The 24,776-nt window shown below is 61.1% G+C and carries 23 protein-coding genes; 12 read left to right on the top strand and 11 right to left on the bottom strand.

The window, feature by feature from the left end; genetic code table 11:
* Positions 1-66 precede the first annotated feature (66 nt).
* Positions 67-714, bottom strand: coding sequence for a molybdenum cofactor guanylyltransferase (mobA, locus tag B2G88_RS02190; protein WP_087713851.1), 648 nt, complete (start codon positions 712-714; stop codon positions 67-69).
* A gap of 55 nt (positions 715-769) precedes the next feature.
* Entirely contained in the window at positions 770-1,435 is a 666-nt protein-coding gene (locus tag B2G88_RS02185) for a hypothetical protein (RefSeq protein WP_054862168.1), read from the bottom strand.
* Positions 1,436-1,493: 58 nt separating this feature from the next.
* Between B2G88_RS02185 and B2G88_RS02180 the strand changes: the two genes are divergently transcribed.
* Together B2G88_RS02180 and B2G88_RS02175 are read left to right on the top strand one after the other, a co-directional pair.
* Positions 1,494-2,243: a helix-turn-helix domain-containing protein gene (locus tag B2G88_RS02180; RefSeq protein ID WP_054862169.1), complete on the top strand. Its 750-nt coding sequence runs from the start codon at positions 1,494-1,496 to the stop codon at positions 2,241-2,243.
* 85 nt (positions 2,244-2,328) lie between these two features.
* Positions 2,329-4,905 carry a heavy metal translocating P-type ATPase gene (locus B2G88_RS02175; RefSeq protein ID WP_087713850.1) on the top strand — a complete coding sequence of 859 codons (2,577 nt, stop codon included), beginning with the start codon at positions 2,329-2,331 and terminating at the stop codon, positions 4,903-4,905.
* Between the two features lie 52 nt (positions 4,906-4,957).
* Here B2G88_RS02175 and B2G88_RS19390 read toward each other — a convergent pair whose 3' ends face one another.
* Entirely contained in the window at positions 4,958-5,113 is a 156-nt protein-coding gene (locus tag B2G88_RS19390; protein ID WP_176393161.1) for a hypothetical protein, read from the bottom strand.
* A gap of 76 nt (positions 5,114-5,189) precedes the next feature.
* The gene (locus B2G88_RS02170) at positions 5,190-5,723 is read right to left on the bottom strand and encodes a metal-dependent hydrolase (RefSeq protein ID WP_054862170.1); all 534 of its coding nucleotides are present in this window, start codon (positions 5,721-5,723) and stop codon (positions 5,190-5,192) included.
* A 148-nt stretch (positions 5,724-5,871) separates the two neighbouring features.
* Between B2G88_RS02170 and B2G88_RS02165 the strand changes: the two genes are divergently transcribed.
* The 3 genes from B2G88_RS02165 (at position 5,872) to B2G88_RS02155 (ending at position 9,974) form a co-directional block, all read left to right on the top strand.
* Positions 5,872-7,746 (top strand): L-aspartate oxidase, encoded by a 1,875-nt coding sequence (locus tag B2G88_RS02165; RefSeq protein WP_087713849.1) that lies wholly within the window; start codon positions 5,872-5,874, stop codon positions 7,744-7,746.
* Positions 7,747-7,827: 81 nt separating this feature from the next.
* A complete protein-coding gene (locus B2G88_RS02160) occupies positions 7,828-8,418 on the top strand; it encodes a DNA-3-methyladenine glycosylase family protein (protein WP_054862171.1) in 591 nt (196 codons plus the stop codon).
* A gap of 185 nt (positions 8,419-8,603) precedes the next feature.
* Positions 8,604-9,974 (top strand): hypothetical protein, encoded by a 1,371-nt coding sequence (locus B2G88_RS02155; protein WP_087713848.1) that lies wholly within the window; start codon positions 8,604-8,606, stop codon positions 9,972-9,974.
* Between the two features lie 53 nt (positions 9,975-10,027).
* Here the strand turns inward: B2G88_RS02155 and katG are convergent, their stop codons facing one another.
* From katG to B2G88_RS02130, 5 genes are all read right to left on the bottom strand, one after another.
* Entirely contained in the window at positions 10,028-12,214 is a 2,187-nt protein-coding gene (gene katG / locus B2G88_RS02150) for a catalase/peroxidase HPI (RefSeq protein ID WP_281253819.1), read from the bottom strand.
* Positions 12,215-12,480: 266 nt separating this feature from the next.
* Positions 12,481-12,726, bottom strand: coding sequence for a PRC-barrel domain-containing protein (locus B2G88_RS02145; protein WP_054862172.1), 246 nt, complete (start codon positions 12,724-12,726; stop codon positions 12,481-12,483).
* Positions 12,727-12,815: 89 nt separating this feature from the next.
* On the bottom strand, positions 12,816-14,162 hold the full coding sequence (locus B2G88_RS02140; RefSeq protein WP_087713847.1) for a RimK family alpha-L-glutamate ligase: 1,347 nt from the start codon (positions 14,160-14,162) through the stop codon (positions 12,816-12,818).
* 230 nt (positions 14,163-14,392) lie between these two features.
* Positions 14,393-15,862, bottom strand: coding sequence for a flippase (locus B2G88_RS02135; protein ID WP_087713846.1), 1,470 nt, complete (start codon positions 15,860-15,862; stop codon positions 14,393-14,395).
* Between the two features lie 286 nt (positions 15,863-16,148).
* Positions 16,149-16,898, bottom strand: coding sequence for a GNAT family N-acetyltransferase (locus B2G88_RS02130; RefSeq protein ID WP_054862173.1), 750 nt, complete (start codon positions 16,896-16,898; stop codon positions 16,149-16,151).
* A gap of 302 nt (positions 16,899-17,200) precedes the next feature.
* On the opposite strand from B2G88_RS02130, the gene B2G88_RS02125 reads away from it, so the two are divergent.
* The 7 genes from B2G88_RS02125 to B2G88_RS02095 all read left to right on the top strand — a co-directional run bounded on the left by B2G88_RS02125 (position 17,201) and on the right by B2G88_RS02095 (position 23,023).
* Positions 17,201-18,316, top strand: a complete 1,116-nt coding sequence (locus tag B2G88_RS02125) for a succinylglutamate desuccinylase/aspartoacylase family protein (RefSeq protein WP_054862174.1) — start codon at positions 17,201-17,203, stop codon at positions 18,314-18,316.
* A gap of 338 nt (positions 18,317-18,654) precedes the next feature.
* Positions 18,655-19,083 (top strand): succinate dehydrogenase, cytochrome b556 subunit, encoded by a 429-nt coding sequence (gene sdhC, locus B2G88_RS02120; RefSeq protein WP_087713845.1) that lies wholly within the window; start codon positions 18,655-18,657, stop codon positions 19,081-19,083.
* Positions 19,083-19,448 carry a succinate dehydrogenase hydrophobic membrane anchor subunit gene (locus B2G88_RS02115; RefSeq protein ID WP_087713844.1) on the top strand — a complete coding sequence of 122 codons (366 nt, stop codon included), beginning with the start codon at positions 19,083-19,085 and terminating at the stop codon, positions 19,446-19,448. The genes sdhC and B2G88_RS02115 overlap by 1 nt, the downstream gene beginning before the upstream one ends.
* Position 19,449: 1 nt before the next feature.
* Positions 19,450-20,334, top strand: a complete 885-nt coding sequence (locus tag B2G88_RS02110; protein ID WP_054862175.1) for a succinate dehydrogenase/fumarate reductase iron-sulfur subunit — start codon at positions 19,450-19,452, stop codon at positions 20,332-20,334.
* Position 20,335: 1 nt separating this feature from the next.
* Positions 20,336-22,171, top strand: a complete 1,836-nt coding sequence (locus B2G88_RS02105) for an FAD-binding protein (RefSeq protein ID WP_087713843.1) — start codon at positions 20,336-20,338, stop codon at positions 22,169-22,171.
* A gap of 99 nt (positions 22,172-22,270) precedes the next feature.
* Positions 22,271-22,465, top strand: coding sequence for a hypothetical protein (locus B2G88_RS02100; RefSeq protein ID WP_054862176.1), 195 nt, complete (start codon positions 22,271-22,273; stop codon positions 22,463-22,465).
* Positions 22,466-22,798: 333 nt separating this feature from the next.
* Positions 22,799-23,023: a helix-turn-helix domain-containing protein gene (locus B2G88_RS02095; protein WP_054862177.1), complete on the top strand. Its 225-nt coding sequence runs from the start codon at positions 22,799-22,801 to the stop codon at positions 23,021-23,023.
* Between the two features lie 319 nt (positions 23,024-23,342).
* On the opposite strand, the gene B2G88_RS02090 is transcribed toward B2G88_RS02095, so the two are convergent.
* Complete coding sequence (locus B2G88_RS02090; RefSeq protein ID WP_054862178.1) at positions 23,343-24,176, bottom strand: HD domain-containing protein; 834 nt, start codon at positions 24,174-24,176, stop codon at positions 23,343-23,345.
* Positions 24,177-24,259: 83 nt separating this feature from the next.
* Positions 24,260-24,739, bottom strand: coding sequence for a redoxin domain-containing protein (locus tag B2G88_RS02085; protein ID WP_087713842.1), 480 nt, complete (start codon positions 24,737-24,739; stop codon positions 24,260-24,262).
* Between the last annotated feature and the right edge of the window lie 37 nt (positions 24,740-24,776).

Here is a 24,776-nt window from a genome sequence, read left to right as displayed (position 1 = left end):
GGCCAAAGTCGACGAACATGTTCGCCTCGATACCGGGGATTGTCGTTCAATGACGCAAACGAGCACTTACTCGAGTCGAACAGCGGCTGCCTCGAGTGCATCCTGTGTGTCGATACTCTCGAATGTCTGCACGTCGATTCCCGCCCGCTCGAGCGTCGGTTCGTCGATGGTGACGTACTCGAGGCGCTCGAGGGCGGCGAGAATCCGCCTGTCGTCGGCTGCCAGCGTTTCGCCACAGGCTTGTGCCATCGAATCAGTCCGGTACAGTGCTTGTGTTGTCTGATACCAGCCATCCTCGAGTTGGACGACAGCGGCATCGGCCCCATCACTGCCGTGTTCGCGTGCGCGCTCGAGAAGCACCTCGAACAGCGCCGGGTCGACGAACGGCATATCGCAGGCAACGACAGCCGCGTACTCTCGGTCGAGTGCCTCGAGACCGGTCTGGATCCCGGCGACTGGTCCCTGATCGTCGATGGGATCCGTTGCGAACCGAATTTCGAGGTCACACTCTCTGAGTGCATCTTGCAGTGCACTGCGTTGATCTTCGCGGCAGTTGATGACGACGGAATCAGTAACGGCTGCAAGGCGGTCGACAACGCGTCGGCTCATCGGTGTGCCGGCGAGGTCGGCAACTGCTTTATCCGCCTCGCCAAAGCGCGTGGAGTAGCCGCCGGCGATGACGAGTCCGGCAAGCGACGTCGAACGGGTAGTCACGAATCTGGCTCGAGATAGCAGCGGTGTCGCTATAATAGTGCTGACTCACACAGTATTAGTCAGAGTCGCTGTCGGTATCTCCGTTGTCGGTATCAGAGTCGCTGTCGGTATCTCCGTTGTCGGTATCAGAGTCGCTGTCTGTCCCCCTACTGTCAGTATCTGAGTCGCTGTCGGTATCTCCGTTGTCAGTATCTGAGTCGGTGTCTGTCCCCTTGCTGTCGGTATCGGAGTCCGTGTCAGTATCTCCGTTGTCTGTATCCGAATCCGTGTCTCCGCCTGAATCCGACGCTGCATCTCCATCACTGTCGATACGAGCCGTCTTTGACTCCGTCTCCGTGCCGTTCTGTCGGCTTCTGTCTAGTCCCGATTCGGCAACCGATGACTCGAGTGGCTGTGACTGCTCCTGCGACTGTGACTGTGGGTGTGCATTCGGTGACGATCCGTCAGTTTCACGCGACCGACTCAAGGATGTCTCATTCTGATTCGACGCAGTCACAGCAGTCTGTGTCGACCGGCGTGTGTAGAGAACGAGTGGTGGGAGGACGTAACTCGCAATCGCCAGCGCAGCAAACCACGGATCGACGAAGATCAGTAAGCCGAAGATGGCAAGTGCAGCCGTCGCGGCCGTATGACTTGCGGTTTTCGTATAGGCACGATAGAACGACCAGAACGCTCTCAGGTGACGACCGGCGGCCGAGCGCACTGTCCACAGCGCAATCATACGGCTGCTACGGTCGCCAGCGAGAAACCCTTTGGTCGCCCAGCCCCTCCCACTAGCTATGAGAGAATTCGTCTTCGCCCTCGAGTACGAACCGGGGACGAACCCGGTGGCCGACGTGCTCGCTGACCACCCCGACGCGTCGGTCCGGTCGCTGTCGTGTCACGTCAGCGCCGATAGCCTCTGGCGGGTCGACCACGCGAGCGGCCCCGAAGAAGCACTCGAGGCACTCGAGCAGGCCTACGAAACAGCTGACTACTTCGCCGACTGCCTGGTCAAAGACGACTGCGGCGCAGAGTGTGAGGTCCAGGTGTTAGACCGCTCGAGCGACACGCTCGTTGTCTACACGTACTGGGAGCGCACCGAGGTCTGTACGTCGGTTCCCCACGTCGCCCTCGAGCACTTAGGCGAGGGATTGCTGTTCGAGACGTATCGCGAGGGGCGGCGCTACCGCTGGCGGATCGTGCTGGGAAGCGACGCGCCCATTCACGACTTCTTCGACGCGCTCGGTGACGAGGTCGGCGAGTGTACCGGCATGGAGATGCTCCGGTTGACCGATGTTGACCCCGACCACAGCGGCGGGGAGGGCGAACCAGCCGATCTCCCGCGCGAACAGCGCGCGGCCCTGCAAGCCGCCGTCGAGTCCGGCTACTACGAGACACCGCGCCAGATCGAACTGTCGGACCTCGCGACCGAACTCGAGATTCCTCGGTCGACGCTGTCCTACCGACTCCGACGCGCTGAAGCGGCGCTCGCGACGTCGTTCGCCGACGAGATGGCCACGCTCGAGCAGTCCCCAGCGCGATTGTAACGCGCGTATGGGTCAGCCCGCGCCAACGCTCGAGTTGGCGCACGCCAAATAATCTGTATCCGGGGCCGTTCCCTACAGCAGTGTGATGAGCGAGTCCACACCTGAGACGCCGCCGGACTCGAGTCGCACGCTCGACCTGCGGGTGCCCGAGATGGATTGTCCGACCTGTGCGGGAAAAGTGACGAACAGCGTCGAACGCCTCGAGGGCATCGACGAGATCGACCCGCGAGTGACCAGCGGGCGACTTCTCGTGACGTACAACTCGAGTGTGACGAGCGAGCGCGCAATTCGCGAACGGGTCGAGGCGGCCGGATACGCGGTTGAATCGGCCGCTACGGAGCTGACACTGTCGGTCCCTGGCATGGACTGTGCCTCCTGTGCGAGCAAGGTCGAGAACGCACTCGCCGACACCGAGGGCGTCGGTGCGGTCGAGACCCAACCGGCATCGGGCCGAGTCACAGTATCGACGACGGATGCCGACCGCGACACCGTGACAGCGGCAGTCGAATCCGCCGGCTACGAGGCAACGCTGGTCGGTGACGACGAGAGCGCACTCGGCGAGCGCGCGGCCGTCTGGAAGAGCCGCCGCGCTCTCGGCACCGCACTCGGTGGCCTCCTCGTCGTCGTCGGGATGGCCCTCGAGTTCGTGTTCCCGGCCGTCGATCCAGCGTTTGGGACGCTCGCCGTGGGGCCCATCGACCGGGTCTACGACCTCTCGCATCTCCTGTTCATCGCGGCCGTCGTCGTCGCCGGGACGCCGATCCTGCGAAACGGCTACTACTCGCTGCGCAACCGGAGTCTCGACATCGACTTTCTGATGAGCCTCGGCATCGTCGCGAGCGTCGCCGCACACCACCCCTTCGAGGGGGCGATCCTCGCCGTCCTCTTCAGCGTTGCCGAACTCTTAGAGCAGTTCTCGATGGATCGTGCGCGGGACTCCCTGCGCGAACTCATGGACCTCTCACCCGATACCGCGACCGTCAAACGCGCGGACGGGAGCGAGGAGACGATTCCCGCGGACGACCTCGAGATCGGCGACACGGTCGTCGTCCGGCCGGGGGAGAAGATTCCCGCCGACGGGACCGTCCTCAAGGGAGAAAGCGCGGTCGACCAGTCGCCGATTACGGGCGAGAGCGTCCCCGAAGACAAGGCCGCAGGCGACGAGGTCTACGCCGGGACGATTCCGGAATCGGGCTACCTCGAGGTCGACGTCGAGAGCGAGGCTGCAGACTCGACCATCGCTCGAATCGTCCGCATGGTCGAGGATGCAGAACGTGAAAAGACCGACCGCGAGCAGTTTATCGACCGCTTTGCAAGCGTCTACACGCCGATTGTGGTCGTCCTCGCGGCCGCCGCCGCGTTCGTGCCACCGCTCGTCTTCGGCGCATCCTGGAGTTACTGGTTCGTCGTCGGCCTGACGCTGCTCGTGATCGCCTGTCCCTGCGCGCTGGTCATCTCGACGCCCGTCAGCGTCGTCTCCGGTATCACGAGCGCCGCGCGAAACGGCGTCCTGATCAAGGGCGGCAAACACCTCGAGGCCGTCGGCGACAGCGACGTCCTCGCGGTCGACAAGACGGGCACGCTGACGACCGGCGACCTCTCCGTGACCGATGTGATCCCGCTCGAGGGAGCCGACGAGACGGATGTCCTCCGACGCGCTGCGGCCGCCGAACGGCGCAGCGAACACCCGATTGGGCAGGCAATCGTCGGCTACGCGGACGAGCACGGATTCGATGCGGACGACGAACCCGACATCTCCGAGTTTGAGGCGCTGACCGGCAAAGGCGTCCGTGCCGATATCGACGGTGAGACACACTACGTCGGCAAGCCGGACCTCTTCGACGGCCTCGCGGATCTCGAGCACGTCCACGCGACGACCGACGGCGGTGTCACGCTCGCGGAGATGGGCTACGAGACGACACAGTCCCAGTGCGACCGAGACGGGTGTCTGGACGTACTTTCTGACATCGTCCCCGACCTCGAGAGCGAGGGCAAGACGGTCGTCATCGTCGGCACGGAAGACCGGCCGCTCGGCGTCGTCGCCGTCGCGGATCGCGTTCGGCCGGAAGCCGCGTGGGCCGTCTCCCGGTTGCAGGACCAGGGCGTTCGCGTCGTGATGCTCACCGGCGACAACGAGGGGACTGCTCGCGCGATTGCGAGCGAGGTCGGGATCGACGACTACCACGCCGAACTGCTGCCCGAGGCAAAACTCGAGTGGATTCGTCGACTCGAAAACGAGTACGGCAACGGGGACGATCCGGCCCACGTCGCCATGGTCGGCGACGGCATCAACGACGCGCCCGCACTCGCGACCGCGACGGTCGGCATCGCGATGGGCGCGGCAGGGACCGATACGGCCCTCGAGACGGCCGACGTGGCGCTGATGGGCGACGACCTTACTCGACTGCCCTATCTCTACGAACTCTCGGGGAACGCAAACGGCGTGATTCGGCAGAATATCTGGGCGAGTCTCGCCGTGAAGGCCGTTCTCGCCGCGGGTGCGCCCTTCGGCGTCGTCACGGTGATCCACGCGGTCGTCATCGGCGACATGGGCATGAGCCTCGGCGTGACCGGCAACGCGATGCGACTCGCGAACGTCGAACCCGAAACGCCGGCTGCGCTCGAGCGCGACGGACTCGAGGGTGGCGACGCCGACCAGTAATCGATTCGTTGTCGTCTCGAGAAAAATGATTGCCGCGGATCGAACGTGACACTCAGACCGCGTCGCCGAGTTCCTCTGCTTCCCATTCTGCGACGAGTCGTTTCGCCAGCTCACGGGGTTTATGTTCGTATACCAGATGGTGCTCGAGGTCTTCCTCGAGGCCCATCTCCTCATTACAGACCGGGCACAGGATTGGAGAGAAAGACATACGCTAGATAGGATGGCAGAAACGAAAAGCCTCTCGTCGGCTGGAGCCAGTTCGCGTCGTGTGTCGAACCGTCGTCTCAGCGTCCGAGTCGCCGCCGAATCGCCTCGAGTCCCGTCCGCCCGTCGTGCCACCAGAGCGCCACCCCGGCGACGAAAATCACGGCCTCGAGCCACAGCGTCGTGATCGTGACCTCGAGGGCAGGCAGGGTTCCGAGGCCCTTGACGCCACTGTATTCCGGCATCGGTGTAATCGGCCAGAGGAGAAAGCCGAGTTCGTGGTAGTCTCCCGCGAGGACGTGCCAGGGAATATCCGTCGCGATATGCGAGCCGATTCCAATCGCGAAGGCGACGCCAAGCACCTCGCGGTCTCGAGCGCGCGCGGAGAACCAGACCACAACGACGAGCGGGACGACGAACAGCAGCGAGTGGCCGACTGTCCGCCCGACACCGACGACGCCGGCGGCCGCGAGCGGTTTGTCGAGCAGGTCTGGGAGCGCCGCGCCGACGAGTGCCGCGAGTACAGGCGCATCCGCCGGTGGCCCGTCGAAACGCCAGCGCGCATAGGCTGCGTAGCAGATGTAGCCGACGACGAGGTGGACGACCGGTTGCATCCGTCGATTCGGTCTCGAGTACGACCTCGAGCGCCGTAAACGGTTTGCCGGCAAGTCCGTCAAATGAGGTCTACAGCGCCCCTCTCGAGTGAATTGCATCGTTCGGGGAGCGCCCTAAATACGCTCGCACCCGAGTACGAACTGTATCATGCCTGCTGACGAACACACGGACCCGGGCGAGAGGCACCGGTCGACGACCACGGCGAGCGAGCGCGGGGCCGGCATCGAAAACCGATGGCGTCCCGCCACCGGTTCGTCGTCAGCGAACGACCTCGAGTACGACATCGTGACGACGCCGGCGCTCGTCATCGGCGCTGGCGCGGCCGGGGCGCGAGTCGCCATTGAACTCGCGGAATCCGGCCTCGAGCCACTGGTAATCGGCAAGCGAAACCACGGTGATGCACACACGGTCTGGGCGGCCGGCGGCATCAACGCCGCGCTCGGCTCGCTCGACGAAGACGACGACTGGACGATTCACGCGGCGGATACGCTGAACGAAGGCCACCACCTGAACGATCCGGCAGCGGTCGAACTCACTGCACAGGAGATGCCCGACCGAATCCACGAACTCGAGGAGTGGGGGACGCCCTTTGACCGCACCGACGACGGCGCGATCAACCAGCGGTACTTCGGGGCCCAGTCGTACCGGCGGACCTGCTTTATCGGCGACCGCACGGGTGAGGCAATTCTCGAGACGCTGATCGACCGCGCGCAGGCCCTCGAGATCCCCTACCGCGAGAACGTGATGATCACGCGGTTGCTCTCGGATGGCGACCGCGTCTCGGGTGCGGTCGGCTTCGATATGGACACCGGAAACGGCCTGCTGTTCCGGTCGGACCACGTCGTCCTCGCAGCGGGCGGCTTCTCCGCCGTCTACGACCGCCACTCCTCGAGGGACGATGAGAACAACGGTGACGCCCAAGCGCTGGCGCTCGAGGCCGGGGCCCGGTTGCTCGACCTCGAGTTCGTCCAGTTCCATCCGACCGGCATGGTCGGCGACCGCTACGGCGAGGAGTGGGACGGCCGGCTCGTCACGGAGGCGGTTCGTGGCGAGGGCGGTCGCCTCTACAACGCCGTTGGCGAGCGGTTCATGGAACGCTACTCGCCCGACCAGATGGAACTCGATGCTCGCGACGTCGTCGCTCGCGCAATTGCACAGGAGGTTCGGGAAGGCAGGGGAACGGACAACGGCGGCGTCCTCCTCGATATCTCACACCGCGAGGACGAGTACGTCCGCGAGCGCCTGCCGACGATGGTCGAACGGTTCGACTCCCTCGGCGTCGACATCACCAGCGAGCCGATGGAGGTCGCCCCGACCGCCCACTACACGATGGGCGGGGTCGACATCGACTTCGAAACGGGCGAAACGGCCGTCGACGGGCTCTACGCCGTTGGCGAGGCCGTCGCAGGCGTCCACGGTGCGAATCGACTCGGCGGCAACTCGCTGGCCGAAACCGTCGCCATCGGCAAGTTGGTCGGCGAGCACGTCGCCGGTGCGATAACTAATGCGACTCTAGAGCCGAACGTCACCGCAGATCAACGAGCACTCGCCGAACGCGAACTGCGGGCACTCACCCAACTCGAGGCCGCAGACGGTCGCCACACACCAGAAACACTGCTCGCCGAACTCGGCGAGATCCTGTGGGACCACGCCGGCATCCTTCGGGACGAATCGGCGCTTCGGGAGGGCCTCGAGCGCCTCGCATTGCTTCGGGATCGAACAGGGTCACTGCGAGTCGATGGCGACCGCACCTCGCGGTCGTTCGAGTACGCTGTCGACCTCTCGTTCAGCCTCACGGTCGCCGATACCCTGTTTCGAACCGCACTCGAGCGCACCGAATCGAGAGGGGCACACTACCGAACAGACCATCCGAAGACGGAGGCGGGCTGGCGGGTCAACCTCCTCCTCTCGGCGGGCGAACGCGGCACGGAGATTCGGCGTCGCGGCGTCGGCGAGCCAAGCGAGCCGGTGCAAAACGCCCTCGATGAAGGGTACGAACTCGACTATCATCACCTCGAGTGATGCGATCAGTTCCACTCGCAACTCGCCGGAAGCGAGATGCATATCCGGGTTCAGTCCCGTAGTTCGGACACCCAATATCGCATGAGAGACGAGGCAGAATCCGTTCTCCGGGAAGACCCCGTGATGGCGCGGCTAATTGACGACCACGACCCTTACGAGGAACCCGACTGGAGCGAGTACGAGCGACTCTGTATTTCGATCATCAACCAGCAGGTCTCGACCGCGAGCGCGCTGGCGATCCGCGAACGCGTCTTCGACGTCCTCGAGGGCGAGGTCACACCCGAAACTGTGCTGGCGGCCGATCAAGACGCCCTGTACGAGGCCGGACTCGCCCGCAGCAAGATCGACTACGTTCGCAACGCCGCGCGGGCGTTTCAAGACCGCGACTACTCGCGGGCCGGGCTGGCCGACCACTCCAACGAGGAGGTTATCGATCTGCTCACCGAAATCAAAGGGATCGGCGACTGGACGGCCCGAATGTACCTCCTGTTCGTTCTCGAGCGCCCCGACATCCTGCCGCTGGGAGACCTCGCGGTTCGCCGCGGTATCGAGCAGTTATACGCCGATGGCGAATCCCTGACCCGTCCTGAGATGCGCGAAATCGCAGCGCCGTGGCGACCGTACCGGAGCGTCGCGACGCGCTATATCTGGGCAGCGTACGAGTCTGATTGAGCGGCGGTAAGCACTCACTGCCCGCGAGTTTCAGCGGCAGACAGCTATCGGTGCCACGGACAGGCGATCCAATCACTGATTACGATTCGACGCGATTCGGTCTGGTCGGACGGGCGGAGAAATCGGAGCCTGAATTGCAGAGACGGCCCTGCCGACTGAAGTGTGAGCCGACTGCAGTAGGGTCGATGGCAGACAATACACCCGATCCCACGGACTCCACCGAGAGCCAGACGACGCGACGCATGACCACCGACCCGGATCGGATTCGGGAGTGGGCCGAGGAACGCGACGCCGTCCCGATCTCCACACATGGCGGCGAGGGCCACGGCCACACCTTCGCTCGCCAGGGCGAAATCGGCCAGGACCACGAAGAACACACCTGGGACGAGTTCTCCGAAACGATCACGGAACAGGAACTGGTCTTCGTCTACGAGGACGACCCTGCAAGCGAACGCGAGGGACTCGGCGACTTCGACCTCTTGGCGCGCGAGATGGCGTTCGAACGAGCCGACCTCGGACGGGGCGAACTCGAGGATCAGCTTCGACAGGGTGAGACCGTCACGACGGAAATCGTCGAAACACAGGTGATCGAACGCGAGATCGTCGAGCGTGATACGATTGAGAGCGAGGTCGTCGACACCGAACTTGCCGACCGACACGTCGTCGACACCGAACTGCTGAGCAGAGATATCGTCGACACCGAGTTCGTAAGCGCCGACGTGATCGAGGTGACGACCGACGAAACTCGCCTCGAGACAATCGAAGAGATCGAACGCTACACCATCGAGAGCCGCGTGGTCGATGTCGACCTCGAGTCGGACGAGCACGTCGAACGCGACGAACTCGAGACGGACGTCGAACTCGAGACGATTCAGCGCTCGATTGTTGAGAGCGACGTCGTTGAGGCCGACGTCTCGCCCGATGAGGTAATCGAACGGGAAATTATCGAGAGCAAGCGCGGCGAGGGCGATACCGTCCGAACTGAACTCATCGAACGACGGACGCGGGACGAAAAAGTCTCCGAGCAAACACGTGCGACGTTCGTCCTCGAGGAAACCCAGACCGTCGACTCCGAGGTGATCGGCAGCGACATCCTCGAGAGCGAGATCATTGGCGTCGAGGAGTACGAGACGATGCTGTCGGACGAGCGAGCAGCGACCGCGACTGAGGTGCGCGGGGAGCGAACGAGCGGTGAGACGGCCACTGTGGACGGCGAGCAGGCAGGAGCCGAAACTCACGAGACTCCGAAATCGGCGATGGACGCCGATGCTGACGCTGGCGATGACCACCCGTCGGAACCACCGACCGATTCGTCAGTAACGGCCTCCCCATCGGCCGATGATCAGGGCAAGGTCATCGTCGATGAGACGGGCCAGGAGATTGGCATCGCCTCACACGTCGAGGGCGAGACGGTCTACGTCGATCCGGAGGCTGGCCTGGCAGATCGACTCAAAGCACGACTCGGCTGGGGTAACGAGGGAAGCGACGAGTATCCGGTCGAACCCGCTCACATCGCCGAGATAACGGACGACGAAATCGTTATTCGAGGCGAGTGAAACTCGCGGAATCGCCACCAGAAAACGAAACGAGACGAATGCTCGAGGGGTGCTTACTCGAGATCGAAGCGGTCGAGGTGCATCACGTCGCCCCACGCTTCGGCGAAGTCCTGTACGAATTTCTCCTCGCCGTCGTCGGACGCGTAGACGTCTGCGATGGCACGCAGTCGGGAGTTCGACCCGAAGATGAGGTCTGCGCGGGTTGCTGTCCATTCGACCTCGCCGGTCTTGCGGTCACGCAGTTCGAAGACCTCGTCGGTCTCGGAGTCGGCGGCCGCTTCCCATCCCATGATGTCTGCCGAGTCTCCGGAGGCTTCCCACTCGTAGTCCATGTCGAGCAGGTTCACGAAGAAGTCGTTGGTCAGTGTCTCGGGCTGGCCAGTGAGGACACCAAGGTTGGAGTCTTGATAGGTTGCGCCCAGTGCGCGCATGCCGCCAACCAGTACCGTCATCTCAGTTGGTGACAGGTCGAGCAGGTCCGCTTTGTCGACGAGCAACTCTTCTTGGGATTCGTCGGCATCGTCGCTGTAGTAGTTGCGGAATCCATCAGCGGCAGGCTTGAGCGCCTGGAACGACTCGACGTCAGTCTGTTCCTGCGAGGCGTCGGTACGGCCAGGTTCGAATGCCACCTCGATATCGTAGCCGGCGTCAGCAGCAGCCTGTTCGACGGCTGCGTTTCCGCCAAGAACGATCAGGTCTGCAAGCGAGACGCGTACGTCATCAGACCGGGAATCGTTGAACTCCGCTTGGATATCCTCGTAGGTCGCAAGCACCGACTCGAGTTCGTCGGGCTCGTTGACCTCCCAGTTCGACTGGGGCTCGAGGCGGATGCGAGCGCCGTTTGCGCCGCCGCGTTTGTCGCTGTCGCGGTAGGTCGAGGCGGCTGCCCAGGCGGTTTTTGCGAGCTGCGAGATAGAGAGATCGGTCGCAAGAATCTCGTCTTTGAGAGCAGCGATGTCTTCCTCGTCGATGAGGTCGTAGTCTGCATCAGGGATCGGATCCTGCCAGAGTTGTTCTTCTTCCGGAACCTCTGGACCGCGGAATCGGACTGGTGGGCCCATGTCGCGGTGGATCAGTTTGTACCACGCCTTCGCGAAGGTCATCCCGAACTCCATTGGGTTCTCCTGGAACTCCTCGAGGATCTCCCGGTAGTCGGGGTCTCGCTTGAGGGCGACGTCCGTGGTCAACATCATGACGTCTTCTTTCTCGTCGGAGCCGTCGGTGCTGGGGGCGGCCTCGTCGAGTTCGCCGTTCTGCGTGGTCCACTGCCAGGCACCGCCGGGACCCTTCTCGGGCCACCACTTGTGATTCAGCAGGTTGTCGATGTATCCCATGTCCCACTGGATTGGCGTGGTGTTCCATGGGCCTTCGATGCCGCTCGTGATCGTGTCGGCTCCTTTCCCGGAGCCGTGGTCGCTCTCCCAGCCGAATCCCTGCTGGTCGATTGGTGCCGCTTCGGGCTCCGGACCGACGTGTTCGTCCGGATCGTCCGCGCCGTGGACCTTCCCGAAGGTGTGTCCACCAGCGATGAGTGCGGCTGTTTCCTTGTCGTTCATTGCCATCCGACCGAAGGACTCTCGGATGCGCTCTGCAGACCACTCTGGATCCGGTTCGCCGTTTGGCCCCTCAGGGTTCACGTAGATGAGGCCCATGACGGTTGCGCCGAGTCCTTCCTTCAGTTCATCCTCGTTGTCGAAGCGTTCGGAGGCCTCCCACTCGTTTTCAGGTCCCCAGTCGACGGCTTCGTCAGGCTCGAACTCGTCTTCACGCCCGCCAGCAAAACCGTACGTCTCGAATCCCATCGACTCGAGGGCGACGTTGCCAGCCAGCACGATCAGGTCGGCCCACGAGAGGTTCTGGCCGTACTTCTGTTTGACAGGCCAAAGCACGCGGCGTGCCTTATCGAGGTTCGCGTTGTCCGGCCAGCTGTTAAGCGGGGCAAAACGCTGCTGACCGCCGGCTGCGCCGCCGCGACCGTCGCTGGTCCGGTAGGTCCCGGCACTGTGCCAGGCCATTCGGATAAACAGCGGCCCATAGTGACCGTAATCCGCTGGCCACCAGTCTTCCGACGTGGTCATCACGTCCTCGATGTCCGATTTTACCGCATCGAGGTCGAGTTCCTCAAAAGCCGCTCCATAGTCGAACTCCTCGCCTCGCGGATCGATTTGGCGAGTATTCTGGTCGAGAATATCCAAGTTCAACCGGTTCGGCCACCAGTCTTGGTTTGAGTTAGTCATCATGGGACAGTTGCTGCTTTTCCCTATTAAGATTGTCTACTTCTCGAAGGAACTCTTTGCTGTCGGAAAAGGTATTTTTTGAAATGGGGAATATCGATTCACAGAGAGTGCGTGTGGAACCGTGTACTCTCGCCGTCGAACTCGAGGAATGAACGGGAGTTGCCCTCAAAATCGACACTCTCGAGGGGAGGAGTCAGTGAGCAACCACGTACTGAAAACTGGAGACGAATCGTGATCGCCAGCAGACTCGATGCCGCTGTCCGCGCCGGTCAGCGATCCGGGCGTTCGACGAGCAGGTAGTCGTCGACGTCACAGAGACACGCGGCCGGGACGAGCAGGGAACCGTTCTCGGCTACGTCAAACCCACGAATTGTGTCAGTCGCCGGCGCGACACGCACTGCCTCGAGTGCGCCGGTGTCGACGTTCATCGTGATGTTTTCGACCGTCCCGAGTTCTTCGCCGTTTGTACTCAGCACTGGTTTGCCGGAGAGGGTGGATGCGAGGACCATCACCATCGTACAGTCACGTTCGACGGAATAGTCAATAAACTAATCGGTGGACAGTTCGTGTTGGCTCGAGAGAACGATTGTCGTCGTTCGCTGTCTTACTCTTCTTCCTCTTCGGGCATATCTTCCATATCGGCGTCAGCCCGTCGACTAACGTCGACCTGGTAGTTGCCAAGAATATCGCGACCGAGGATGACGGGGTAGTCCATGTGGCTACGGTCCTCGACGCTTGCGGTGACGGTGTGTTGGTTGCCACCGACGCCGACGACAACGTCGACGACTGGGCGACTCTTGGTCGTTTTACTGCTTCCCGAGCGAACGCGCGTGATCGATTTGATTGGTCCTGCACCGATGTCGGCAGCGAGTGATGTATCGATACTCGTCCGAGTCGCACCCGTGTCGGATTTCGAGAGCACCGATTTCGAGCCGCTGGTACCCGATAGGACGACTTCCTCGGTGTAGCCAATGATGCTTCGCTCACTGTTGTCCTGAATCGTCTGTGGTGGCCGTGCAGTCGGCTGTGAGTCATCCAGCACCGCCGAGAGTTCGTCGACGCGGTCCGTGTCGACCTCGCCGCCAGCCGCTTCAATAGCGAGTTCTGCGATCATGGGCGCGGGGCTGATGCCAGTCGCTTCGTACAGTCCCTTGAATCCGGCTGTCGGATTCACCTCGAGGACGAACCAGCCGTCGTCGCTTTCGACTAAGTCGACGCCGGCGTAGTCGAGGCCGGTGGAGTCAGCAGCACGGCGGGCCATCTCACGGGCTTCCTCGGGGAGGTCCTCGGTCGCGTTTTCGACGCTCCCACCGAGTGCAACGTTCGTGCGCCAGTCGTTATCGGGAGCGTAGCGATACATCGCGCTGATGACCTCGCCGCCGACGACGTAGACGCGAATGTCTCGGTGACGTTCGTCATCGCGGTCGATCAGTTCCTGCAAGAAGGCATAGCGGTTACCGACTTTGGCGTTAACCGGGTCGTCGGGACCGACTTTCCAGGTGCCGCCGCCGTGGGTTCCAATTGCGGTCTTGTAGACGGCCTCCTCACCGTAGCGGTCTCGAACTGCGTTGAGTTTGTCGCTGTGTAAGGCGAGGGTGACGTCGGGAACCTGAACGTCGTTCGCTGCGAGTGTCGTCGCTGTCGAGAGTTTGTGCATCGCCGTCAGCACCGACGCTGGCTCGTTAAGCATCGGCAGCAACTGCGCGAACGTATTCGCGAGGCCGAGTTCCTCCGCAGGCTGTTCGGTGTTCGAAAGTAGCATTCGGTTCGCGATTACGTCGACATCCGGCTCGAGGACGACGGTTCCGCCGTCGATGCTGATCGACGTATTTTCGGCGCGCAGCCACTCTGTCTCGTGTCCGAGTGCCTCGACGGCGTTGAGAATTGCCTTGGTTTCTTTGCTCGTATGTAGACTCAGTACCCCAACCGTGACGGGATCAGCAACAGCCATACGTCATACATATCGACCGCGGGGTTAATACTGCCGAACAACGCCAGCCACAGCGTTTCAGCAGAATAAGATATTAAAATGAAACCTGACTGAGACACATCCATCTCAGCACCGACATCATTGCTGTCAGCAGTTCTCTGTCTGAGAGTGCGTCGTGGGTGCCACCCTACTCTGGCGAGTCTAGTACGAACGTCGAGGAGAACACCCCACCGATTAAATCAGGGAGGATATCAACCGACAACTGATCGAACTTCGTTCGGGTCAACCAGTCCGCTGAGTACTGCAAGGAGCGCCCAGATTGCCGCACCGAGTGCAACCGCACCGAACAGCATCAGAATATTCGAGACCATCGGCATCACGAGCAACACGGCGACGGCCATCAGACCGGTAATCACACAGATCGCCGCCATCGAGCGGGCAAGCGAGCCAACTCGGAGCGACAGTTCGCTGTGCACGATGTAGACATTGACGGCGACGTACACGGAGTGCGTCGCAACTGTCGCAAGTGCCGCGCCGACAACACCCATCGTCGGAATGAGGATGATGTTGAGACCGAGGTTCGCCGCGGCGGTGACTCCTTTGGCAATCGCTCGAGCGCGGGCGCGCCCGAGGTAATCCAAACTGTCGCTGGTAAGGTTCGTAATTGCCTGCAGGACGACGAACGCGGAGAGTACCTGCAAGACGATGACGGCACCAGCGTAGTCGCCGCCGAAGATCATCGTAATGAACGGATCGGCGACGATTGCGAGACCGGCCGCAGCGGGAATATACAGCAACATCGTATTCAGCAGCGACGTCTCGTAGATTTGGCGCGCCTCCCCGAGATTGCCGTTCGCTTTGTACTCGCCGAAATTCGGCGAGATCGTAAAGCCGAGCGATTCGGCGGGTGCGAGTACGAAATCCGTAATCTGCTTTGCCAGCGTGTAGAACGCGACTGCCGTCGGCGTCAGGAACACCCCGACGAGGACGGTGTCGATCTGTTTGTCGACGACGTTCGCACTTCGAGTCGCCGTCAACGGCACACTGTACTCGAGCAAGCGCCTCGAGAGTCCCTCCTCGTACTCCTCGGCTGGGTCGTAGGTGCGATAGAATTTGAAGTAGAGGATTCCGAGTCCGAACGCGGCGGCGATGGCATAGCCGACGATGTAGCCAAACAGCGCGCCGAGTGCGCCAAAGCCGGCAACGACGAAGATGACGGCGAAGATGAGTCGCATCGCGCCGCCGATTGCTTGCGTTGCCGCGCTGTACTGGAGGTGATTGAATCCCTGAAACGCGACTTGCGTAAAGGAGTTAAACGAGTTGACGACGATGTAGAGGACGCCTGCGGCGAGGAAAGGCGCTGCGCTTGGCTCGCCGAGCATGACCGCGATCTCTTCGTGAAAGAGCAACAGCGCATAGGCCACGATGGCGATAATGACCAGTTTGTACGCGATGGTCGAGCGCAGCAGATGTGGGATCTGACCCGGGTCTTTCTCGCTGTATTCAGAAATGTATCTCGCGACGGACTTCCCGAGGCCGACGTCGGCGAACAACTGGACGATGGCCAGAATGCCGATTGCCCAGTACAGCGCGCCGTAGCCGTCCGGGTCAAGCAGGAAGCGCGCGAGAACGAACATCAAGAGTGCGCTCGAGAGCATATAGATTGCTCGAGCGACGAGCGCTGCCTTGAACCCGCGAACAATGTGGTCCTGTGAACTCATAGCACGTGATTGAGGGTGAACAGATCCGCATACTGATCCGACTGCAAGCGGCTGATCGATCCACGCTGTCGGTCACGGACAGGGGCAATTGTAATGCGGAGACAACAGGACACGTCCCGGCGGACAGGCACTGTGACGGATTGTTGTACCGATGTACTGGAGTTCCCGGAGAACAGCTCTCGGTTACTCCGGAACTGGCGGACAACAGCCCTGCTCAATCATCCACTAGGGACGTGTTACGGTCTCGAATGTGCGAACAACGACGCCGTAACGTCCCGAACCCTGCTTAGAGGTACGAGGCGTCCCACCGGGTTGCCTTCCGCCGATTGCCACAGACGTTACACTCGATCCGCCCCATCGTATCCATTGTATTATCGAGTGAGTCACACTGGCCACACAGCCAGGCGTACACCTCCTCGCGGTCGTCCGTCTCGTAGGCGCTGTAAAACGGCGAACTCGAGCCGCGAGCGGCCTCACCGTAGTTGACGTAGACCGTCTCGCCGTCGATCTCGAGTTCGTCGATTGCGCTCCAGCCCTCGTCCTCGAGGTCGCCCTCGACGTAGACGTTTTCGGTGAACGTTTCCTCGCCGATATCGACCTCGCGCTGACCCGCCTGCTTGAAGCCGTGATTCTCGTAGAACGTGTTCCCGCCCTCGTTGTCCGCGAGGACGAGACCCTGAATGTGGTCGGCACCCTCCTCGAGCAGCCGTTCACGGGTTCGAACGAGCAGGCGGACACCCGTCCCGCCGCCGCGATTGTCTGGGTCGATGTGGAGCCAGAGAATGCGGCCGGTGCTGTGTTGCTGGCCAATCAGATCGCTCTGTGAGAAGCCGACGACCTCGCCATCTCGTTCGACCACGAGGACGAGACTGTCCGCGGTATCGAGGTCGTCGCTGAACGAATCACCGTACCACTGCTCGATAGCCTGGTCGATTGTCTCTGCCTCGAGAAAGTCCGTGTACGTCGAACCCAGGGACTGCTGGGCAATCGAGCGGATGGTGTCGATATCTGAATCGGTCGCGGTACGAATCTCCATGTGACGTCGTATCACGCCCTCCTACAAAACGTATGCCCACGGGGAGCGATTCTCCCGCAGTTGCCGGGCGTTTGTACAGTAACTGCAATACTTCACACACTGATGACTGAACTGCTCACGGGCACGGACGCCCGTTCGCTTCGCCGCGGTTCTCACTCACTACGTTCGTTTCAAACCGCGTATTCCTCCCGAACCGCGTCCGCTCCGAGCCGCGCACCCGCTGGCGATCAGGTGTGCACTGACGTGCAGTGGCTACGATAGCTAACGACAAGATTCACATTGCTCCCCCTCCAGACGTGGGTATGAGCGACGACGGTTCGGACGTCGACGGTGCGATGCCCGTCACTGACGGGGGAACCACTGCCGACGCCGATGCCCTCGAGGAGGCCTTTACCTACGACGGTGGGCGGGTCGACCCCGGCGAATCCGCGAATATTCGGTATGGGATCAGCGAGACGTATCTGGGCGACCCTGTCAGAATTCCGGTGACAATTGTCAACGGGAAACACCCTGGGCCGACAGTATTCCTTTCGGCGGCGGCCCATGGCGACGAACTCAACGGGATCGAGGTCGTCCGCGAGGTCGCCCACGACTGGGATCACGCCGAGTTACACGGCACGCTGGTCTGTCTGCCCGTGATGAACGTCCCGGGCTTTCTCGCCCAAGAGCGGTATCTGCCGATCTACGACCGGGACCTGAATCGGTCGTTTCCCGGCCGCGAAGGCTCGACAAGCGCCCGCCGGATGGCTCACCGCATCTTTACGAACTTCATCGAACCATGCGATCTGGGGATCGACTTTCATACGTCAACGCGCGGGCGAACCAACATGCTCCACGTTCGAGCCAACATGGACAATGGCCAGGTCGCCCGCCTCGCCAACGCGTTCAGTTCGAACGTCATCATCGGCGGCGAAGGTCCCTCCGGAACCCTCCGGCGCGAAGCAACCGACGCCGGCGTCCCGACAATCACCGTCGAAATGGGTGAGGCCCACCGCTTCCAGCGCCGCCTCATCGACCGCGCGCTGACCGGCGTTGCGAGCATCCTTGCCGAGTTCGGCTGCCATCCCGATTCGTCGGTTCACTGGCCGGGCTGGCGCACCCTCATCGACGACTCGAGCAAGAAAACCTGGATTCGCGCCGACGCGGGCGGTATCGTCGACATGAAACACGGTCGCGGCGAACTCGTCAGGGAAGGCGACGTGATCTGTTCGATCACAAACCCGTTTAAGGAAGAAGAGGACATCGTCTCCGTCGAAGCACCCTTTACCGGCCTCGTCGTCGGCGTCCTCGAGAATCCCGTCGTCTACCCCGGGAACCCGCTCTGTCACCTTGTCGGGCTCTCGCCGGACACGCAGGTTGCCCTCGAGCGCGAACATACCGAAGAACGGTCACAGTCGAAGTTGAGACAACAGGAGTGATTCTGCGTTGTCATATAGTAACAACTGCAACTATTTACACACTGATCGCCGATCCTGCTCGCGGTTCACTGCGTTCGCCGCTCGCTTTTCCGCGGTTCTCGCTCACTTCGTTCACTCCGAACCGCGCATCCGTCTGGCGATCAGGTGTGCATTGACTTGCAGTAGCTACTATACTGGCCGTGTCGAATAGGCCAATGAGGGACGATCATTCGCGGCTGGTTGCACCCGCGCCACCGTGAATCCGTTTCTTTTCCATGAATTATTCATGGGGGAAACGCGTTCAGGGCGAGATAAAAGTAAGTTCTATACCCCCACGGTCAAACGGTCCACATGAGCGTATGAGTCAGTCTTACAATCGCGGCCTCATAGAGGACTTCGGGCGGTGGAAGGAGTTCTCGGCCGGGATGTGGGCGTGGATTTTTCACAAATTCACCGGGTGGATGCTGATCGGCTACCTGTTTACCCACATCGCCGTGCTGAGTACAGCTATCGGTGCAGCAGCCGGTGACCCAATGGCAATCCAACAGGAAACAGACATTTACACCACGACGATCCAGGGTCTCGAGTCCCTGTTCATTATCCGGGTGCTCGAGGTCGGCCTACTCGCAGTGGCCGTCTTCCACATCCTGAACGGGCTTCGCCTGCTGATGGTCGATCTCGGGATCGGACTTGATGCCCAGGATAAGAGTTTCTACGCCTCGCTGATCCTCACGGGACTTATCACCGTGGCGAGCGTCCCAACATTCATGGACGGGGTGGGCTTCTAATGGCAGAACGATACTCTTCGTTTACGCCCGGCGGAACCGGGTGGTTGCTCCAGCGCATCACGGCGGCGTTTCTCGTCGTCGTGCTTGCGTTCCACTTCTTCCAACTGCACTTCGTTAACCACGCCGCAGACGTGACGTTCGCAGGAACGCAAGCCCGCATGTCGAGCGTGGGCTACTTCATCACGATGGTTCTGTTCCTGGTCACCGCGGCGTTCCACGGCGTCAACGGCGTCTACAACGCGCTGGTCAATCAGGGACTTAAAGGCACCCAGAAAAAGGTCGTCCTCGCGGTCCTTGTTATCGCCGGGGTAGCACTCGTTGCCCAGGGCACCTACGTTGCACTTGTCATGGGGGATTTCATCTAATATGAGTACACAACAGCAACAACAAGAGCCGGAGAGTCAAGAGTCACCGAAAGACCCCGAGATGAAAGGGGCGGAGTCGCCACAGCAGCGCCGACTCAAAGACAAAGAAAGCGGCATGGTCGACGAACACGCCGAGAAGGAGGCCGAAGCCGCCGACGAGACGGTCCACCTCAAAGTGTTCCGTTACGACCCAGAAGTCGAAGCCAAACAGGAACCGCGCTTTGATGACTTCCACGTCCCCTTCGAGAAGGGGATGACCGTCCTCGATGCAGTCATGTACGCCCGCGACGAGTTCGATTCCTCGCTTACCTTCCGACACTCCTGTCGGCAGGCCGTCTGTGGGTCGGATGCCTTCTTCGTCAACGGCACGCAGAAACTCGGCTGCAAAACCCAAATCTCCGAACTCGAGCAGCCGGTTCGAATCGAACCGCTGCCACATCAGGAGGTCGTCAAGGACCTGGTCGTCGACATGGACCACTTCTACGACCAGATGCACGCCGTCGAGCCGTACTTCCAGGACGAGGACACGCCTGAATCGGACGAACTCGAAGAACAGCGCCAGACCCCCGAAAACCGCGAGAAGATCAAGATGTCCTCGCGCTGTATCTGGTGTGCTGCCTGTATGTCTAGTTGTAACATCGCCGCTGGCGACAACGAGTATCTCGGCCCAGCCGCGATCAACAAGGCCTACAAGTTCGCGATGGACGACCGCGAAAGCGAGGACATCAAAGCGCACCGACTCCGCATTCTCGAGCAGGAACACGGTGTCTGGCGGTGCCAGACCCAGTTCTCCTGTACCGAGGTGTGTCCGAAAGACATTCCGCTTACTGAGCACATTCAGGAGCTCAAGCGCGAAGCAGTCAAGAAGAACCTGAAATTCTGGTAATATGTACGAACACGACGTTATCGTGGTCGGCGCAGGCGGTGCCGGCCTCCGAGCCGCGGTCGCAGCGAGCGAGGCGGGAGCCGATACGGCAATCGTCACGAAACTCCACCCGGTTCGCAGCCACACCGGCGCAGCAGAAGGTGGCATTAACGCCGCCCTGCAGGAGGGTGACGACTGGGAACTCCACGCCTACGACACGATGAAAGGGTCCGACTACCTGGGCGACGCACCCGCTGTCGAGACTCTCGCACAGGACTCCCCGAAGGAGACGATGAATCTCGAGCACTGGGGGATGCCGTTCTCGCGCGAAGAGGACGGAACCGTTTCCCAGCGCCCATTCGGTGGCCTCTCCTATCCGCGAACCACCTACGCCGGTGCCGAAACGGGACACCACCTGCTGCATACGATGTACGAGCAGGCTGTCAAACACGGCATTCAGGTCTACGACGAGTGGTACGTGATGAACCTCGTCACCAGCGACGATACCGATCCGAACGACCGCGAATGTCACGGCGTCGTCGCCTACGACGTCCAGTCCGGTCAGATTGAAGGATTCAAAGCCAACAACGGCGTCGTCCTCGCGACCGGCGGCCCCGGACAGGCCTTCGATCACACCACCAACGCCGTCTCCTGTACCGGCGACGGCCACGCGATGGCCTACCGCGCAGGCGTCCCACTCGAGGACATGGAGTTCATCCAGTTCCACCCGACTTCGCTCCCCTCCACGGGTGTCCTCATCTCCGAGGGTGTCCGTGGAGAGGGTGGCATCCTCTACAATAACGACGGCGAGCGGTTCATGTTCGAACACGGCTATGCGAACAACTCCGGCGAACTCGCGAGCCGCGACGTCGTCGCCCGTGCCGAACTTGACGAAGTCGACGCAGGTCGCGGCGTCGAAGACGAGTACGTCCACCTCGACATGCGCCATCTCGGCGAAGAGCGCATTCTCGACCGCCTCGAGAACATTCTCCACCTCGCGGAGGACTTCGAGGGCGTCGACGGCCTCGTCGAGCCGATGCCCGTCAAGCCCGGCCAGCACTACGCGATGGGCGGCATCGAAACCGACGAGAACGGACAGACCAACATCAATGGTCTCTACGCTGCCGGTGAGTGTGCCTGTGTCTCCGTCCACGGCGGAAACCGACTCGGCGGCAACGCCCTGCCGGAACTGATCGTCTTCGGCAAGCGCGCCGGTCGCCACGCTGCCGGCGACGACCTGGGCGAGCCACAGATCCGCACCGGCTACGGCGACGACGTCGAAGACGACGACACCGACCTTCCCGTCCAGCCCGGTGCAGCCGGGATCGAGACAAGTGATGGTGTTGCCGCCGATGGCGGCGTGACTGCAGATGCTGATGGCCTCCTCGAGCGTGCTGTCGAGCGCGAGCGGACGCGTGTCGACGGTCTGATGGACAAAGACAGCGGCGTCCAGCACGCCGAGATTCGGTCGAAACTCCAGAAGGCGATGACTGACTACGTCAACGTCTTCCGGACCGAGGAGGGAATTAAGAAGGCGCTCAAGCTCATTCGTGAGTGCCGCGAGGAGTATCAGGATGTCTACGTCGACGATCCATCACGCACGTTCAACACGGACCTGCAGATGACCTACGAGACGCGCAACCTGATCGACGTCGCCGAGACGATTGCCCTCGGCGCACTCGTCCGCACGGAGTTCCGTGGCGCTCACTGGCGTCAGGAACACCAGGAACGCAAGGACGAGGAGTGGCTCAAACACACGCTCATCTCGTGGGACGACGGCGAACCCAACATCTTCTATCGCCCCGTTATCCTCGAGGGTCAGGACAAGACCTACGAGCCGAAAGTTCGCAGCTACTAACGTCCGTCTCCGATTTTCGTTTCTCGTTGCAGTGGCGTCGTCCATAGCACCACCTGTGACATCACCACGACTTTGTACGCGCAGGGCCGCTATTTGACTATGAGTCTCGAGCGGTTCATCAAGGCGAATCTAGTCGTCGTGCCACTGCTATTGGTGGCTGGCTATGTGTTCTACGAGTGGGTCCCAGTCATCGCCGTCCCGCTCGGTGTTGCCTACCTGACGTTCGTTGGACTTCTGTTGTTCGCCTGGGGCATGTCCACACTCTCACTTCGATTCGAGGACGCCAGAGAGTAACTGAGACGGACCGCTGCAACTGGTTCCGGGTGCGATCCAGAACGGTCGGAGGGACACCGAACGACGGACACGATCCGTCTGAAACAGCGTTCATACCGTTTTTGAGGTTCACAGCGCCAGTTCACCATTGTGTGTGAACCAGTCACATTACTCGACAATCACGACGATCAGTGAAACCCGAATTCTCGAGGAAGAGCACCCAATCACTGCTAACACAGCATTTCCACGATTCTTCCCGTGTCCAAAACAACGAAGACACCCCGCCACAGTGGCCCAATTTTCGACGATTGTTGAAACATAGGTTTATTATCGTCGAAACAGTGAACCACAAGTATGAGTGCGACAACGGTACAGGGAATCGATGTGTCGATGCCGGAGGATCTCGCCTCCCCACGTGCGAAGTTGGTCTATCTCTATCTCACAGCGAACGGCAGCGCAACGGCCGACGAGCTCCGGTCTGCGCTTGACGTCAACAAGAGTACCGTCCTCTCGATCACCGGGACGCTTCGCGAGCGCGGCCACCTCGAGCGCCGGAACGGACGCTACGAACTGGTTTGATTTTGCGGTCGGAGTCGGTAGTACAGTGCTTGTATGGACGATAGAATGGCCGAGAGCGGAGTCGCCGTCAATCGCGGCGATTCCGTGATTCGGGGGAGGGCAGGAAACCGCTGAGTCTTACCGCGAACGACGAAGTCGTGAGCGGGCCGACGACTGATGTGAGCGAACGACTGGAAGGAGTGAGAGACCGGAAGGAGGAGTGCTTTTCATCAAAGCTAAGCGGGATCTTCGATCCCGCGAGGTCCGAGAGAGCTTCGCTCTCTCGAGATTTTGCCGAGTGCGGTCGCGAAGCGACCGCACGCAGCGCAAAAGTTTGTCTCTAGAGCTCGATTCGTTCGACTAACTGCTCGTGGTTCTCGTTCGTGTTGACCGCGACGATTCGAATACACTCCTCGAGTCCAGAGTTGTGCAGTTTCGCCTTCAGGAGGTTATCGACCTGATAGACACCCGCAGCGTTGGTCATTGCGATCTCGACCATTACGGGCCGACTGTCGCCTTCATAGAGCGACACACGTTTGATCGCCTGACTCGAGAGCGTGTTAATGCCGCGTCCGCCGTGTTCGTAGGGAATACGTGAGCGGCCACTTTCCATATCTAGGGCGTCAGCGACGCGGATAACGCCCGCTTCGTTCGTCAACGGCGTTTCAGCCGTGTGGTGACACAGAATAGCGTGGAGGACCTCGCCTTTCACGCGAACCCTGTCGACGAGATCATAGAATTCGGGCAGGACACGATCCAGAATATCCGCTGCGAGTGGAATTGAGTAATAGACGTGATCGTTCCGATGGACGACGTGGCCAACGTCGTGTAACGTCGCGGCAAGTGCAATGATGACTGCCTCGTCTTCCTCGGCGAGTCCCTGCTGTTTGGCGTGGAACTCCACGTCGCCACCTTTCAGCAGATCGTACAGACAGAGTGCGCGGTTGCGGACGATTTCGATATGCTTTGCGCCGTGGTCGTTATACTGCATTCGGTCGACCGCGTTGACGTTCTGGGCCTCGAGATAGGTCTGGATCTCTTCGTCGGCTTTGATGAACTCGAGGACGCGGTTGAGTTTTTCGTCGGGGAAGTGGTGTGCAGCGTCGGGTTCGTAGATACGTCCGGAGTTGTCGTCATCTTCCTCGGGGAGGTCGTCGGCGGCAGAATCACTCATAGTGGATGGTCGACTGCAGTACAAAAAAGCGCTACGGCGCGGGCGACGGTGCGTGTAACCCGCGCTGGAACCGGTCAGCGTCGTTACGCTGCGTCCTCGACAGCGGCCTCGACCTCGTCGTAGTCGGGTTCGACGCCAGGGTCGTCACTGACCCACGCATAGGTGACCTCGCCGTCGGCGTTGACAACGAAGACGGAACGCTTGGCGACGCCGTAGACGCCGAGGTCGTCGAAGTCCATCGCAATCCCGTAGTCGTCGATGATCTCCTTGTTGAAGTCGCTAATGAGTCCAAACTCGAGGTCGTTCTGGTCGCGGAACTCGTTGAGCGAGAACGGCGAGTCACGGCTGACGCCGTAGACCGAGGCATCGACGTCCTCGAAGGCCGACAGGCGGTCCTGGAACGTACACATTTCGTCGGTACAGACGCCTGTGAACGCACCGGGGAAGAACGCGAGGACAATCGGCGCGTCGTCTGCGAGTCGGTCGGAGAGGGTGAACGAGTCAACGTCGCCGGTTGCGAGCGGTGCGGTAAAGTCGGGTGCAGTGTCGCCAGTGTCTACCATCGACTGTCTCTTATGTCCAACCGGGAAAGATTGTTTC

The sequence above is a fragment of the Natronolimnobius baerhuensis genome (assembly GCF_002177135.1).
Taxonomy (GTDB): Archaea; Halobacteriota; Halobacteria; order Halobacteriales; family Natrialbaceae; genus Natronolimnobius; species Natronolimnobius baerhuensis.
The sequence above is the reverse complement of the archived record's forward strand: the minus strand, read 5'-3'. Positions and strand labels throughout refer to the sequence as shown.